Raw genomic sequence first — 13620 nt, forward strand, 5'->3', positions numbered from 1 at the left:
GGACTCTCCCGACCCGCCGTCGGCCCCGGTCACGGACGGGCGACCGAGGGGCCACGCAGGGTCACGACGATGGTGCCGCCGACGACCATGTCGACGCGGGTGCAGGACGCGGTCTCGTCGGGGACTGTGGTCACCTCGTCGAGGCTGTCGACGAGGGTGCGCGCGACGCGCTTCGCCTCCGGCAGTGCCAGGCACCGGGTGGCGATCTGCGTCCGCAGCCCCCGTGCGGTCGTGAAGACGGCCGGCGCGATGTCGTCCGGGTCCTCGGCGATCGGCGGGCGGCTGTGCTCGCGCACCTCGACGACGTGCTGGTCGGCGAACACGACGAGGGTCGAGCACGGTCCGGGCGTCGGGTTCTGCGGATCCTCGAAGACCCGCGTCGTCCAGCCCGGCAGACCGATCCGCGCCAACGTCGTCCGGGCGTACTTCGTCGCCTCGTCGACCGTGAGGCACCGCTCCTTCGGCCCATCGACCCAGTCGTCCATCGCAGCCTCGAGCTCCAGCACGGCCGACTGCTGGGCGGCCGGCCGGGATTCCTGCGCCCCACGCACCACCTCCGGTGGGACACCCGCCCGGCTGACCACGTAGTGCGTGCCCTGGTAGACGAAGGCGTAGGGGTCGGCCAACGCCGCCCGACCCGCATCCGCCCGGAGCTGCGCACAGTCGGCGAGGTCGTCGCCGCTCGCCGCGGCCCCGTCGACGGCACCAGTGAGGTGGACGCCGTCCGCGTCGAGGGTCATGGCCTCCGCGCAGTTGAGCCGGTCGAGGGTCGGGGTGTCCGCGAGCTGCGAGACGGCATAGGCCGCTCCGCCGCCCACGAGGGTCAGGGCGAGCGCCCCGGAGACGAGGCCACGACGACCGAGGCGTCGACCCCTCCGCGGCACCTCGGTCGTCGGTGTGGCGTGCCTGTCGGTCATGGTGATCCCCTCTCGCATCGCGACGAGCGCGTGTCGGTCGGTCACCGCGGCGATCCCGGCGTCGTCGGCCCTGCGCGTGTCCCTCAGGGCCTGCACCAGCTCGTGGTCGTTCATGAGATCTCCTCGGTCCCGCGACGGGCGGTCGCCCATCTGTGAGATTCATGTCCGGATACCGTGATCCGTTGCACCGCAACGCCTTCCATCTCCTGCTCGATGTCGCGCATCGCTTCACGAAGGCGTGCGCGAGCCCGGTGGAGCCGCACCCGGACAGCAGCGCGCGTCAGCCCCATGGCCACCGCGATCTCCTCACGGGCGAGCTCCTCCCACGCCAACAGGTGCAGCAGCTCGCGGTCGTCGTCGCCCAGCCGCTCCACCGCTCGCTCGACGAGGGTCGGCTCGTGCACCTCGGGCGGTGGCACGGCCTGGTGCAGCGAGTCCCTGAGGCGGTCGGCCAGCGCGAGCCGCCGCCGCTCGCCCCGGTAGTGGTTGGCCAGCACCCGTCGGGCGACGCCGAACAGCCAGGGCCTCGCCTCGGGTCCCGTCGGCACGTCCTCGAGCCGGCGCCACGCCACCAGGTAGGTCTCCGCGACCACGTCGGCAGCATCGGCCGGGTCGCCGACCCGACGCACGGCATACCCCAGCAGTGCCACGTGCGTTCGTTCGAACAGCTGCGAGAACAGCTCCTCGGGCGAGCTCATCGGGTCCCCCTCCACGGCGGTGAGTCTGACATCCCGGACATGTCCGGAAGGGGCGCAGGCGTTACCGGCACCCGGGAGGCATCTGGGGCGCGACGCCGAAGTAGCGTGGGGTGATGAGCCGTGCGCTGGTCATCGTCGACGTGCAGAACGACTTCTGCGAGGGCGGTTCGCTGCCCGTCGCCGGCGGGGCCGAGGTGGCCCGGCGGGTGAGCGAACTCGTGCTCGCCCACCTCGACGACTACGCCGCGATCGTCGCCACCGCCGACTGGCACGAGGACCCCGGACCGCACTTCTCGAGCCACCCCGACTTCGTGGACAGCTGGCCGGCGCACTGCCGGGTCGGCAGCGACGGCGCGCTGTTCCACCCTGCCGCCGAGCCCGCGTTCGAGCACGTCGAGGCGATCTTCCGCAAGGGCCACCACAGCGCCGCCTACAGCGGTTTCGAGGGGTTCACCGTCGAGGCGGACCGCCGGGTCGCGCTCGCGGACTGGCTCCGCGAGCGGGCCATCGAGCAGGTCGACGTCGTGGGGATCGCCACCGACCACTGCGTCCGGGCCACGGCACTCGACTCCGCGGACGAGGGCTTCGAGACGACGGTGCTGCTCGACCTGACCGCGGGGGTCGCCCCCGACACCACACGGGCCGCCCTGGCCGAGCTGGCCGCCGCTGGAGTCGAGACGACCGGCGCACCGGTCTGACCCCTCCGGTCGAGGGTTTACAGGGACGTCACACGGGCACCCTCACCGCGAAACAGCCGGTGCCTAGCGTGACGGCGTGGACGAGGACCCCGATGGTGCCGCCGGACCGCGGCCGACCCCCGCGCGGATGGCGTCGACGCGGGTGCCGCCCCAGCGGGTCGCGCCCCAGCTGGTGGCGCCCCAGCTGGTGGCCCTCTGCAGCCTCAAGCACGTGCCGACCCGGCACGGTGCGGCCTTCACGGTCGCGGGGGTGGCCCTCGCGCTGTTCCGCGCCGACGACCGCGTCTGGGCGGTCGAGGACCGCAACCCCTACACCGGGTGCGGGGTCGCCGGCGGCCGGATGTCACGCGTCGGGCGCACCCCGGTGGTCGTGTCGCCGATGTACCACCTGGTGTTCGACCTGCGGACCGGCGCCTGCCTGAACGCGGTGGACCTCCCCCAGCTGCGCCTGCGCACCGTCCCCGTGGAGGTGGTCGCGGACGTCGTGCACCTCGACCTGGCCGCCCTGCGAGCCGACCGTGCGGTCGCCGCCGCGGTCAGCGCGTAGAACTTCTCACAGCCACCGTAGACCGCTTGTGCGGCAATGGTTACGGAGGCTTTACGGCAGCCGCCCGGTCGGGAAACACGCTGTTGCCACGCTGACTGCGTGACCACGAACCTGAGCCCCGAGCCGACCACCACCACGTCGTCGACCACGTCGAGCGGCACGACCCCGACGGCTGCGCCAACGCACCGCAGCGGACGCTGGATCGACCACTGGGATCCCGAGGACCCCACCTTCTGGCGCGGCGGCGGCCGCGCGATTGCCCGCCGCAACCTCACCCTGTCCGTGTTCGCCGAGTTCCTCGGCTTCTGTGTCTGGGCCCTGTGGAGCGTGGTCGTGCCACTACTCCCCGGGGCGGGCTTCAGCCTGACCCTCGACCAGCAGTTCTGGCTCATCGCAGTGCCCAGCCTGGTCGGGGCGACGGTGCGGATCCCCTACACGTTCGCGGTGCCGCGCTTCGGCGGCCGCAACTGGACGATCATCTCGGCGCTGCTGCTGCTCCTGCCGGCGTCGGCCCTCGCGTGGGTCGTCAGCGACCCGACGTCGTCGTTCGGGCTGCTGCTCGCCTGCGCGGCCCTCGCCGGTTTCGGTGGCGGCAACTTCGCCTCGTCGATGACCAACATCTCCTTCTTCTTCCCTGAGGCGGAGAAGGGCAAGGCGCTGGGGCTCAACGCAGCCGGCGGCAACCTGGGCACCGGTCTCGTGCAGCTGGTGGTCCCGGCGGTCATCGCCGTCGGCGCCGGCACGCACCTCGACCGGGCGGGGCTGATGTTCATCCCGCTGGCCCTCCTCGCCGCCGTCCTGGCCTGGCGCGGCATGGACAACCTGACCGGCGCCAGGGCCGACTACCGCAGCTTCGCCGCAGCCACCCGCAACCGGCACACGTGGATCATCTCGTTCCTCTACATCGGGACCTTCGGGTCGTTCATCGGCTACTCGGGGGCCTTCCCGACCCTGCTCAAGACCCAGTTCCCCGAGACGCCGACCACCATCGCCTTCCTTGGCGCCCTGATCGGGGCGCTGACCCGACCGCTCGGTGGCATGGTGGCCGACCGGCTCGGCGGCGCCCGCGTCACGATCGCCTCGTTCACCCTGCTGATGGTGGGTGCGGTGGGAGCGATCGAGGGCCTGGAGTCCCACAGCTTCGTCGTGTTCTTCGGGTCGTTCCTGGTCCTGTTCGTCGGGGCCGGGATCGGCAACGGCGCCACCTACCGGATGATCCCGGCCGTCTTCCGGGCCGGAGTCAGCGCCGAGCGGCTCCCCCTGGCTCGCAAGACGGCCGCCGGGTGCATCGGCATCGCCGGCGCGGTGGGTGCCTACGGAGGCTTCTTCATCCCTCGCGGCTTCGCGATGGCCAAGGCGCAGTACGGGTCGCTGGTCCCAGCCCTCTGGGTGTTCGTGGTCGCCTACGCCCTCATGGCGACGACGACGTATGCCGTGTACGCGCGGCGCGGTTCCGCCCTCGCCGCCGAGACCGTCTGAACCAGGAAGCCCAGTGACCCCGACGCCGCACGCCACCGGCAACCCGACTCCCCGCGGCAGCACCACGGGGAGCCCGGGTGTCGCCACCCACTGCCCGTACTGCGCCCTGCAGTGCGCCCAGACCCTCACGGCCGCCCCCGGGCTCGACGGTGCCGACGGCGTCACCGTCGAGGGCCGGGCCTTCCCGACGAACCGGGGAGGCCTGTGCCAGAAGGGATGGACGAGCGGCGAGCTGCTGGTGACCCCCGACCGACTGACCGCACCGCTCGTGCGCGGGGCCGACGGCGAGCTGGCGGCGGCCGGCTGGGACGAGGCCCTGGACCTCGTGGCGGACCGGCTCCGCCGGATCCGCGCGGACGACGGCGCAGATGCCGTGGCCGTGTTCGGTGGCGGCGGCCTGACCAACGAGAAGGCCTACCAGCTGGGCAAGTTCGCCCGCGTGGCGCTCGGCACGGCGAACGTCGACTACAACGGACGGTTCTGCATGAGCAGCGCGGCTGCGGCAGCGAACCGCTCCCTGGGCATCGACCGCGGCCTGCCCTTCCCGCTGACCGACCTCACCGGCGCCGACGCCGTCCTGCTGTTGGGCAGCAACCTCGCCGAGACGATGCCACCCTCCGTCGCCCACCTGTCCGAGGTGCGTCGCCGTGGCGGGCTCGTGGTCGTCGACCCGCGCCGCAGCGCCACGGCAGACCTCACGAAGGACGGCCAGGGGCTGCACCTGCAGCCGTTGCCCGGCACCGACCTCGTGGTGCTGCTCGCGATCGCCCACGTCCTGCTCTCGGAGCACCTCACGGACGACGACTACCTGGCTGCCCGCACCAGCGGTCTCGCGGACGTGCGCCAGCGCTGCACCGCGTGGTGGCCGGAGCGAGCCGAGCAGGTGTGCGGAGTCCCTGCGGGGACGCTGCGCGAGGCTGCCCGGCGGCTGGCCGCCGCGAGTCCCGCGCAGGCTGGCCGCGGCGCCTTCGTCCTCACCGGGCGGGGTGTCGAGCAGTCCCGCCAGGGGACGGCAACGGTCTCCGCCGCGATCAACCTCGCCCTCCTGCTGGGACTGCCCGGCCGCGTGGGCAGCGGGTACGGCGCGGTGACCGGGCAGGGCAACGGCCAAGGGGGGCGCGAGCACGGACAGAAGGCCGACCAGCTGCCGGGCTACCGCATGATCGACGACCCCGCCGCACGCGCCCACGTGGCGCGGGTCTGGGGTGTGCCACCAGGGACGTTGCCGGGCAAGGGGAAGCCGGCCGTCGAGCTGCTCGCCTCACTGGGCCGCCCCGGTGGCCCGCGCGCCCTGCTCGTGCACGGCTCCAACCTCGTCGTGAGTGCCCCCAACGCCCAGCCGGTGGCCGACCGGCTGCGCTCGCTCGACCTCCTCGTGGTCTGCGACTTCGTCCCCTCCGAGACGGCGCTGCTCGCCGACGTCGTCCTACCCGTCACCCAATGGGCGGAGGAGGAGGGCACCATGACCTCGCTCGAGGGCCGCGTCATCCGGCGCCGCAAGGTCGTCGACGCCCCGGCCGGGGTGCGCAGCGAGCTGTGGGTGTGGGCCCAGCTCGCCTCGCGGCTCGGGGCGGCCGGCACCTGGGACACCGAGCCGAGCCTGGTCTTCGACGAGCTCGCGCGGGCCAGCCGTGGGGGCCGAGCCGACTACAGCGGCCTCAGCCACGCGCGGCTCGACCGCGGCGAGGCGCTGTACTGGCCCTGCCCCGCCACCGGCGACGAGGAGCCCAACCATGCGGGCACGCCACGCCTCTTCGCCGAGTCCTTCCCCACCGCTGACGGCCGGGCCCTGATGGTCGCGGTCGACCACGGCGGGCCGGCCGACGACCTGCGGCCCGACGCCCCTCTCTACCTCGTCACCGGTCGGGTCCTGCAGCACTACCAGTCTGGCGCCCAGACCCGCAGGGTGCCTGCCCTCGCGGGAGCCGTGCCCGGTGCCTTCGCCGAGCTCCACCCCCTGCTCGCCGCACGGATCGGGGTCGCGGACGGTGAGCAGGTGCGCCTGACCACGGGCCGGGGATCGCTGGCCGTCCCCGCGAGGGTGACCGACTCGATCCGCCCCGACACGGTGTTCGTGCCGTTCCACTGGGCCGGCACCGGCAGCGTCAACCGGCTCACCACCGACGCGACCGACCCCGTCTCGGGCATGCCGGAGTTCAAGGTCTGCGCCGTCGAGGTCACCTCGGCGCGGGTGCAGGGCGCAGGGTCTCGCGCGGCGACGTCGGGGGTGCCGGCATGACGCGCCTGGTCGTCGTCGGCAACGGGATGGTCGGCTCGCGGTTCGTCGAGGACCTGCTCGCCGCCGACACCAGTGGCCGCTACGACGTCACCGTGGTCGGGGAGGAGGCGTGCGAGCCCTACAACCGCGTGCTGCTGAGTGAGGTCGTGGCGGGCAAGCACGACCTCGCGGCCCTCACCCTGCCCACCCCCACCAGCCCCCGACTGACGGTCCTGCGCGGCCAACCCGCCGCGCACCTAGACCGCGAGGACCGCGTCGTCGTCACCAGCGACGGCCGACGCCTGCGCTACGACCGGCTCGTGCTCGCGACCGGTTCGGCGGCCCGGGTCCCCCCGCTCGACGGGCTGCGCAGCCGAGACCAACAGCACGGCCACGACCGACACCGGGGTGGCGACCACCTGACCGCCGGCGTCCACGCGCTGCGCACCATCGACGACGCGCGTGAGGTGGTGGCCGCCACCCTCAACGCCAGGCGGGCCGTGGTGCTCGGCGGGGGCGTGTTGGGGATGGAGGCGGCCTGCGGCCTGGCCCGGCGTGGGGTCGTCGTCACCGTGGTGCACCCCGCGAGCACGCTCATGGAGCGCCAGCTCGACGCCGCGGCCGGGCGGGTCGTCGAGCTCGCGATGGCGCGCCTCGGCATCGACCAGCGCGTCGGTGTCGGGGCCACCAGTGCCGTCGTCGAGGGCGGCCACCTGACCGGACTGCGGCTCGACGACGGCGAGCTCGTCCCGGCCGACCTCCTGGTGCTCGCGACCGGCACCGTGCCCAGCACCTCGCTCGCGGCCGGCGCGGGGTTGACGGTGGACCGCGGGGTCGTGGTGGACGACGACCTCCGCTCTCCCGACGACCACCGGGTGTTCGCGATCGGCGACTGCGCGCAGCCGCCGGAGGGCGGCACGGGGCTGGTGGCCCAGGGCTGGGAACAGTCCCGACGGCTCGCCGCCCACCTCTGCCGCGAGTCCGTCGCCTCCGCCAGCGCCTCCTTCGGCTCCTCCCACAGCTCCTCCCCCGGCGTCGCCGCCAACGGCTCCACCGCCAGGCCGCTCAGCACCGGCCGGGCTCCTCGGTCGTCGACCTCCGGCAGCGACGTGGTGCGGCTCAAGGCCCACGGCCTCGACGTGGTGACCATGGGCGTGTGCGGGTCGGACAGGGCGGACGACCCGGCCCAGCGGACCCTGCGCCTCAGCGACCCCGACGTCGGTCGGCACGTCGAGGTGGTCGTGTCCGGGGGTCGCCTGGTCGGCGCCACGTGTGTGGGCGCCGGCGCCGTCGCTGCCGACCTGGTCACGACGTACACCCGGCGCACGCCGGTGCCGGCCGACCCGGCATACCTGCTGCTGCCGGCCCTCGCGCCGCACCCGGCCGCCGGGCCCACCTCCCCCGCCGACCTCGCCGACGACACCACGGTCTGCCGGTGCAACGGCGTGACCAAGGCCGACATCGCCGCGAGCGTCCACGGCGGCGCGACCAGCGCCGCCGACATCGCCACCGCCACCCGCGCGACGACCGGTTGCGGCGGCTGCCGCGACGACGTCTGCGCCCTCCTCGACTGGCTGACGCCCGCGTCCTCACCCGACGGCGCCGGCACCGGAGAGAACCACGTAACGAAGGGGAAACACATGATCCACAGCACCGAAACGGCAGGCTCCTAACGTGGCCGCCATGGTCCAGCCCACGTCTCCCCGCCAGCTCGTCGTCGTCGGCGGCGGCATGGTCGCGCGCCGGCTGGTGGACGCCCTGCGCTCCCGCGACGTGGACGGCCGGTGGGCGGTGACGCTGCTCTGCGAGGAGCCCCGCGCCCCCTACGACCGGGTCGCCCTGACGTCGTACTTCACCGGACGTGACCCCGACGACCTGGCGCTGGGCGGCCAGGAGCTCTGGGACGACCCGCTGGTGACGCTGCGCCGCGGCGTCGCCGCGACCTCGGTCGACCGCGAGGCCCGCACGGTCAGCACCTCCGACGGCCGGGTCGTCCCCTACGACTCCCTCGTGCTGGCCACCGGTTCGTATGCCGCCGTGCCCCCGGTCCCGGGCAAGGACCTCCGCGGGGCGTTCGTCTACCGCACCATCGACGACGTCGCCGGTCTCCGCACCTACGTCGAGAGCCTTCGCACCGAGGTGGGTCGCCCCCTGCGCGGAGCCGTCGTCGGCGGCGGCCTGCTCGGGTTGGAGGCGGCCGGCGCACTCACCGCCCTGGACGTGCACACGACCGTCGTCGAGTTCGCGCCGCGCCTGATGCCACTGCAGGTCGACGAAGGGGGCGGGGAGGCGCTGCGCCGGCTCATCGAGGCCCTGGGTGTCACGGTCCGGACGGGCACCGCCACCGCCAAGATCGTGGGACGGCTCGGGCGGGTCGCCCGGATGGAGTTCGCCGACGGGGCACCGCTCGACGTCGACGTGGTCGTCTTCGCCGTCGGCGTCCGGCCGCGCGACGAGCTCGCCCGGGAGTCCGGCCTCGAGGTCGGCGAGCGCGGCGGGGTGGTCGTCGACGACGCCTGCGCGACGAGCGACCCGGCCGTCTGGGCCGTGGGCGAGGTCGCCTGCATCGGTGGCCGCACCCTCGGCCTGGTCGCCCCCGGTTACACGATGGCGGAGATCGTGGCCGACCGGCTGCTCGGCGGGGAGGGCACCTTCCCGGGCGCCGACCGGTCCACCAAGCTCAAGCTGCTCGGCGTCGACGTCGCTTCCTTCGGCGACGCCTTCGCCGCCGAGCCCGGCGGCCTCGAGGTGGTCATCTCGGACCCCGTTGCAGGGGTCTACAAGAAGCTCGTGATGTCGGATGACGCCCGCACGCTGCGTGGCGGCATCCTCGTCGGTGACGCCAGCGCGTACGCCGCGCTCCGCCCCATGGTGGGCCGCGCCCTGGGTGCCGACCCCGCGGCCTACCTGCTCCCCGAAGGGGCCGCGCCCGCCCCGGCCGGCGACCTGCCCGACGACGCGTCGGTCTGCTCCTGCAACAACGTCACGGCCGGCGCGATCCGCTGTGCGGTGACCGACGCGGGCTGCACCGACCTGGCCGGGGTGAAGGCCTGCACCCGCGCCGGGACGAGCTGCGGCTCCTGCCTGCCCCTCGTGAAGCGCCTCGTCACGACCGAGCTGGAGAAGTCGGGCATCGAGGTCAGCAGTGCGCTGTGCGAGCACTTCGAGCTCTCGCGGGCGCAGCTGTTCGACGTCGTGCGGGTGCAGGGGCTGACCACCTTCAGCGAGATCATCGCCCGGCACGGCACCGGCCGCGGCTGCGACATCTGCAAGCCGGTCATCGGCTCGATCCTCGCCTCCCTCGGCACCGGTCACATCCTCGAGGGCGAGCGGGCCTCGTTGCAGGACACCAACGACCACGTGATGGCGAACCTCCAGAAGGACGGCTCCTACTCCGTGGTCCCGCGCATCCCGGGGGGCGAGGTGACCCCCGAGGGCCTGATCGCCATCGGCGAGGTCGCCAAGGACTTCGGGCTCTACACCAAGATCACCGGCGGTCAGCGGATCGACCTGTTCGGGGCGCGCATCGAGCAGCTGCCGAAGATCTGGAAACGACTCGTCGACGCGGGCTTCGAGTCCGGGCACGCCTACGGGAAGTCGCTGCGCACGGTGAAGTCCTGCGTCGGCTCGACGTGGTGTCGCTACGGCGTGCAGGACTCCGTGGGGCTGGCCATCGCGTTGGAGCTGCGCTACCGCGGGCTCCGGTCTCCCCACAAGCTCAAGCTCGGGGTGTCCGGCTGCGCGCGCGAGTGCGCCGAGGCCCGCGGCAAGGACGTCGGCGTCATCGCGACCGACCACGGCTGGAACCTCTACGTGGGTGGCAACGGCGGCTTCACCCCGCGGCACGCCCAGCTCCTGGCCGAGGACCTCGACACCGAGACCCTGGTGCGCACGATCGACCGGTTCCTCATGTACTACGTGCGCACCGCCGACCGCCTCCAGCGGACAGCAGCCTGGGTGGAGGACCACGAGGGGGGCCTCGACGCCATCCGGGCCGTCGTGCTCGAGGACTCACTCGGGATCGGCGCCGACCTCGACGTCGCGATGGCCGGTCACGTCGACGGCTACGAGGACGAGTGGGCCGCCGCCCTGGACGACCCCGACACCCTGCGGCGCTTCGGGTCGTTCGTCAACGCCCCCGACCAGCCCGACGACCGGCTCGCCTACGTCAGCGAACGCGGACAACCGCGCCCGGCCACGGAGACCGAGCGAGCCGACACGGGCGTCCTGATCGCCGGCACGACGCTGGAGGTGCGGCGATGAGCGTGGAGGTGGGCACCGGGGTGGGCACCGAGGTGGGAACCGGGGTGGGAACCGGGACGGTCGCGGGGACGGTCGTCGCGGTCGACGGCACCCTGACGTGGCACGAGGTGTGCGTCCTGGGTGACCTGTCGCCTGAGCGCGGCGCCGCCGCCTTCCTGGACGGCGTGCAGGTGGCGTTGTTCCGCACCCACGACGACCACGTGTATGCCGTGCAGCAGCTCGACCCCTACAGCGCCGCCAACGTGATGTCGCGAGGGATCGTGGGGAGTCGAGGTGACGTGCCGACCGTCGCGTCACCGATGTACAAGCAGGTGTTCGACCTGCGCACCGGTGCGTGCCTCGACGCCGTGGGCCAGGAGCCCAAGCCCCTGCGGTCCTACCCGGCCACCGTCGTCGACGGGGTGGTCAGGGTGGCCCTGAGCGCTTCCGCCCCGCCCGGCGGTGCGGGATGACGACGCTCGTCGGCCTGGACCTCTCCGGCCGCCGTGTCGTCGTGGCCGGCGGTGGCCCGGTGGCCGCCCGACGCGCCGCCGCCCTGGCACGGGACGGGGCCGTCGTCACGGTCGTCGCCCCACAGCTCTGCGAGGACCTCGTCGACGCCGTTTCCGACGGCACCGTCGCCTGGGTCGACCGGGAGGTCGAGGAACGTGACCTCGCCGACACCTGGCTGGTCCATGCCGCGACCGGCGACCCGGGCGCGAACGCCCGGGTCTCGCAGTGGGCTACCGCCCGTCGCGTGTGGAGCGTCTGCGCCAGCGACGCCGAGCTCGGGACCGCGCGCACGCCCGCCACCACCGAGCACGCCGGACTGCTCGTCGGGGTCGTGTCGACCGGCGCGGCCGACCCCCACCGCACCAAGGCCGTGCGTGACCAGCTCGAGCAGACCCTGCAGTCCGGAGTGGTCGACCTGCGCGCCCGCCGCCGCCAGGGCGGTGCCCGCGGACGGGTCGTGCTGGTGGGTGGCGGACCCGGGGCCGCCGACCTGATGACCCTGCGGGCCCGTCGGCTGCTGTCCGAGGCCGACGTGGTGGTGACCGACCGGCTGGGACCGAACAGCGTCCTGGCGGACCTGCCGTCCGACGTCGAGGTCGTCGACGTCGGCAAGACGCCCGGCCTGCACGCTGTGACCCAGGAGGAGATCAACCGCATCCTGGTCGACCACGCCCTGCGCGGCCGGCTGGTGGTGCGCCTCAAGGGCGGCGACCCCTTCCTCTTCGGGCGCGGCGGCGAGGAGGAGCTCGCCCTGGCGGCCCACGGCATACCGGTCGAGGTCGTGCCGGGGGTGAGCTCGGCCTTGTCGGCTCCGGCGGCGGCCGGCATCCCCGTCACCCACCGCGGCACGGTCGCCGCCGTGCACGTCGCCCACGGCCACAGCCGCCTCGACGACACCGCCGTCGGCGCCGTGGTGCTCGGCGAGGCGACCCTCGTCGTGCTGATGGGGATCAGCCTGCTGGCCGACCACGTCGCCCGCCTGCTGGCAGCCGGGGCGTCCGAGCAGGTGCCGGTGGCGGTCATCGAGGACGCCAGCCTCCCCACGCAGCGGGTCACGCGAGGCACCCTGTCGACCATCACCGCAGCCTGCGCGGCGCGGCAGGTCCGTGCGCCCGCGGTCGTCGTCGTGGGTGCCGTGGCTGCCGAAGGCTTCCTGGCGGCACCGCCGTGAACACCCGTCTGGGACAGGTCATGACCGGCTGCGTCGTGCTGGTGACTGCCGACCGCCGCTCGGGTGAGCTGGCGTCGGCGCTGACCCGCCGCGGTGCGACGGTGCGGCACGCCCCGGCCCTGAGCATCGTGCCCCACGAGCACGACGAGGAGCTGCTGGCCCACACCCGGGAGCTCCTCGACGCACCACCCGACATCGTGGTCATCACGACGGGGATCGGGTTCCGAGGCTGGGTCGAGGCTGCCGACGCGGCCGGCCTCGCCGACCAGCTCGTGCAGGTGCTTGCGGGGGCGCGGGTCATCGCGCGGGGTCCCAAGGCCCACGGGGCGATCCAGGCGGCCGGCCTCCAGGCGGACTGGGTGGCCGAGTCGGAGACGAGCGCCGAGATCCTCGACCTGCTGCTGGCCGAGGGCGTCACCGACCAGGTGATCGCCGTGCAGCACCACGGCGCCGGGGCCGACGGCCTGGACACCGAGCTCGCCGCCGCCGGGGCACAGGTCCGCAGCCTCGTCGTCTACCGCTGGGGTCCCCCGCCCGACCCGGTGGCCCTCAAGCTGTCGGTCATCGCCGCTGCCGACGGCGAGATCGACGCCGCCGTCTTCACCTCCGCGCCCGGGGCGGCGGCCTGGCTGGCCGAGATGGATGCCCAGGGCGTCGGGGCCGAGATCGTGGCCCGGGTCCAGAGTGGCACCATGGTCGTGGCCGCCGTGGGACCAGTGACCGCAAAGCCGTTGCAGGACAGAGGAATCCAGCCGATCGTCCCCGACCGCGGTCGGCTCGGAGCCCTGGTCCGCGCGCTGGTCAACCACTACGAGCAGGCACAGACCTCCGCGGTCCAGACGACCGCCGGTCGCCTCCAGGTCCGGCGCACGGTGGCCCTGCTCGACGACCACGTCCTCCCGGTGTCGCCCAGCGGCCTCGAGGTGCTGCGGGTGCTGGTCGAGGCCGGGGGCGAGGTCGTCACCCGCGCCCAGGTCCTGTCGGTCCTGCCCGGCGACTCGACCGACCCGCACGCGGCGGAGGTGGCCATCGCGCGGCTGCGCGAAGCCATGGGGCACAAGGGAGTCGTGAAGACCGTGGTCAAGCGCGGCTACCGGCTGACCACGACCTGAGCTCGAACCGGACCTGGTCCCACCG

The 13620-nt window shown here is 73.6% G+C and carries 11 protein-coding genes; 9 read left to right on the plus strand and 2 right to left on the minus strand.

Annotated elements, in window-relative coordinates; all coding sequences use genetic code 11:
* Nucleotides 1-29 precede the first annotated feature (29 nt).
* On the minus strand, nt 30-1031 hold the full coding sequence (locus ABD262_RS16960) for a hypothetical protein (RefSeq protein ID WP_344138761.1): 1002 nt from the start codon (nt 1029-1031) through the stop codon (nt 30-32).
* On the minus strand, nt 1028-1615 hold the full coding sequence (locus tag ABD262_RS16965) for an RNA polymerase sigma factor (RefSeq protein WP_344138763.1): 588 nt from the start codon (nt 1613-1615) through the stop codon (nt 1028-1030). The genes ABD262_RS16960 and ABD262_RS16965 overlap by 4 nt, the downstream gene beginning before the upstream one ends.
* Before the next feature lie 113 nt (nt 1616-1728).
* On the opposite strand from ABD262_RS16965, the gene ABD262_RS16970 reads away from it, so the two are divergent.
* From ABD262_RS16970 to ABD262_RS17010, 9 genes are all read left to right on the plus strand, one after another.
* Nucleotides 1729-2313, plus strand: coding sequence for an isochorismatase family protein (locus ABD262_RS16970; protein ID WP_344138765.1), 585 nt, complete (start codon nt 1729-1731; stop codon nt 2311-2313).
* A 76-nt stretch (nt 2314-2389) separates the two neighbouring features.
* Nucleotides 2390-2860, plus strand: a complete 471-nt coding sequence (locus ABD262_RS16975) for a nitrite reductase (NAD(P)H) small subunit (RefSeq protein WP_344138767.1) — start codon at nt 2390-2392, stop codon at nt 2858-2860.
* A 99-nt stretch (nt 2861-2959) separates the two neighbouring features.
* Nucleotides 2960-4339, plus strand: coding sequence for an MFS transporter (locus tag ABD262_RS16980; RefSeq protein WP_344138769.1), 1380 nt, complete (start codon nt 2960-2962; stop codon nt 4337-4339).
* 106 nt (nt 4340-4445) lie between these two features.
* Nucleotides 4446-6578, plus strand: a complete 2133-nt coding sequence (locus ABD262_RS16985; protein ID WP_344140022.1) for a molybdopterin oxidoreductase family protein — start codon at nt 4446-4448, stop codon at nt 6576-6578.
* The gene (locus tag ABD262_RS16990; protein WP_344138771.1) at nt 6575-8230 is read left to right on the plus strand and encodes an FAD-dependent oxidoreductase; all 1656 of its coding nucleotides are present in this window, start codon (nt 6575-6577) and stop codon (nt 8228-8230) included. Before ABD262_RS16985 ends, ABD262_RS16990 begins: the two co-directional genes overlap by 4 nt.
* A 10-nt stretch (nt 8231-8240) precedes the next feature.
* Entirely contained in the window at nt 8241-10820 is a 2580-nt protein-coding gene (nirB, locus tag ABD262_RS16995; RefSeq protein WP_344140026.1) for a nitrite reductase large subunit NirB, read from the plus strand.
* On the plus strand, nt 10817-11272 hold the full coding sequence (nirD, locus tag ABD262_RS17000) for a nitrite reductase small subunit NirD (protein ID WP_344138773.1): 456 nt from the start codon (nt 10817-10819) through the stop codon (nt 11270-11272). The genes nirB and nirD overlap by 4 nt, the downstream gene beginning before the upstream one ends.
* Nucleotides 11269-12483: a uroporphyrinogen-III C-methyltransferase gene (gene cobA / locus ABD262_RS17005; RefSeq protein WP_344138775.1), complete on the plus strand. Its 1215-nt coding sequence runs from the start codon at nt 11269-11271 to the stop codon at nt 12481-12483. Before nirD ends, cobA begins: the two co-directional genes overlap by 4 nt.
* Nucleotides 12484-12503: 20 nt before the next feature.
* Entirely contained in the window at nt 12504-13595 is a 1092-nt protein-coding gene (locus ABD262_RS17010) for a uroporphyrinogen-III synthase (protein WP_344140029.1), read from the plus strand.
* Nucleotides 13596-13620: the final 25 nt, after the last annotated feature.

The organism is Pedococcus bigeumensis, from assembly GCF_039531795.1.
Classification (GTDB): Bacteria; Actinomycetota; Actinomycetes; order Actinomycetales; family Dermatophilaceae; genus Pedococcus; species Pedococcus bigeumensis.

Coding starts and splice junctions, on each gene's coding strand:
- nirB (WP_344140026.1), top strand. CDS start 8,241: ATGGTCCAGCCCACGTCTCCCCGCCAGCTCGTCGTCGTCGGCGGCGGC.
- ABD262_RS16970 (WP_344138765.1), top strand. CDS start 1,729: ATGAGCCGTGCGCTGGTCATCGTCGACGTGCAGAACGACTTCTGCGAG.
- nirD (WP_344138773.1), top strand. CDS start 10,817: ATGAGCGTGGAGGTGGGCACCGGGGTGGGCACCGAGGTGGGAACCGGG.
- ABD262_RS16990 (WP_344138771.1), top strand. CDS start 6,575: ATGACGCGCCTGGTCGTCGTCGGCAACGGGATGGTCGGCTCGCGGTTC.
- cobA (WP_344138775.1), top strand. CDS start 11,269: ATGACGACGCTCGTCGGCCTGGACCTCTCCGGCCGCCGTGTCGTCGTG.
- ABD262_RS16960 (WP_344138761.1), bottom strand. CDS start 1,031: ATGAACGACCACGAGCTGGTGCAGGCCCTGAGGGACACGCGCAGGGCC.
- ABD262_RS16965 (WP_344138763.1), bottom strand. CDS start 1,615: ATGAGCTCGCCCGAGGAGCTGTTCTCGCAGCTGTTCGAACGAACGCAC.
- ABD262_RS17010 (WP_344140029.1), top strand. CDS start 12,504: ATGACCGGCTGCGTCGTGCTGGTGACTGCCGACCGCCGCTCGGGTGAG.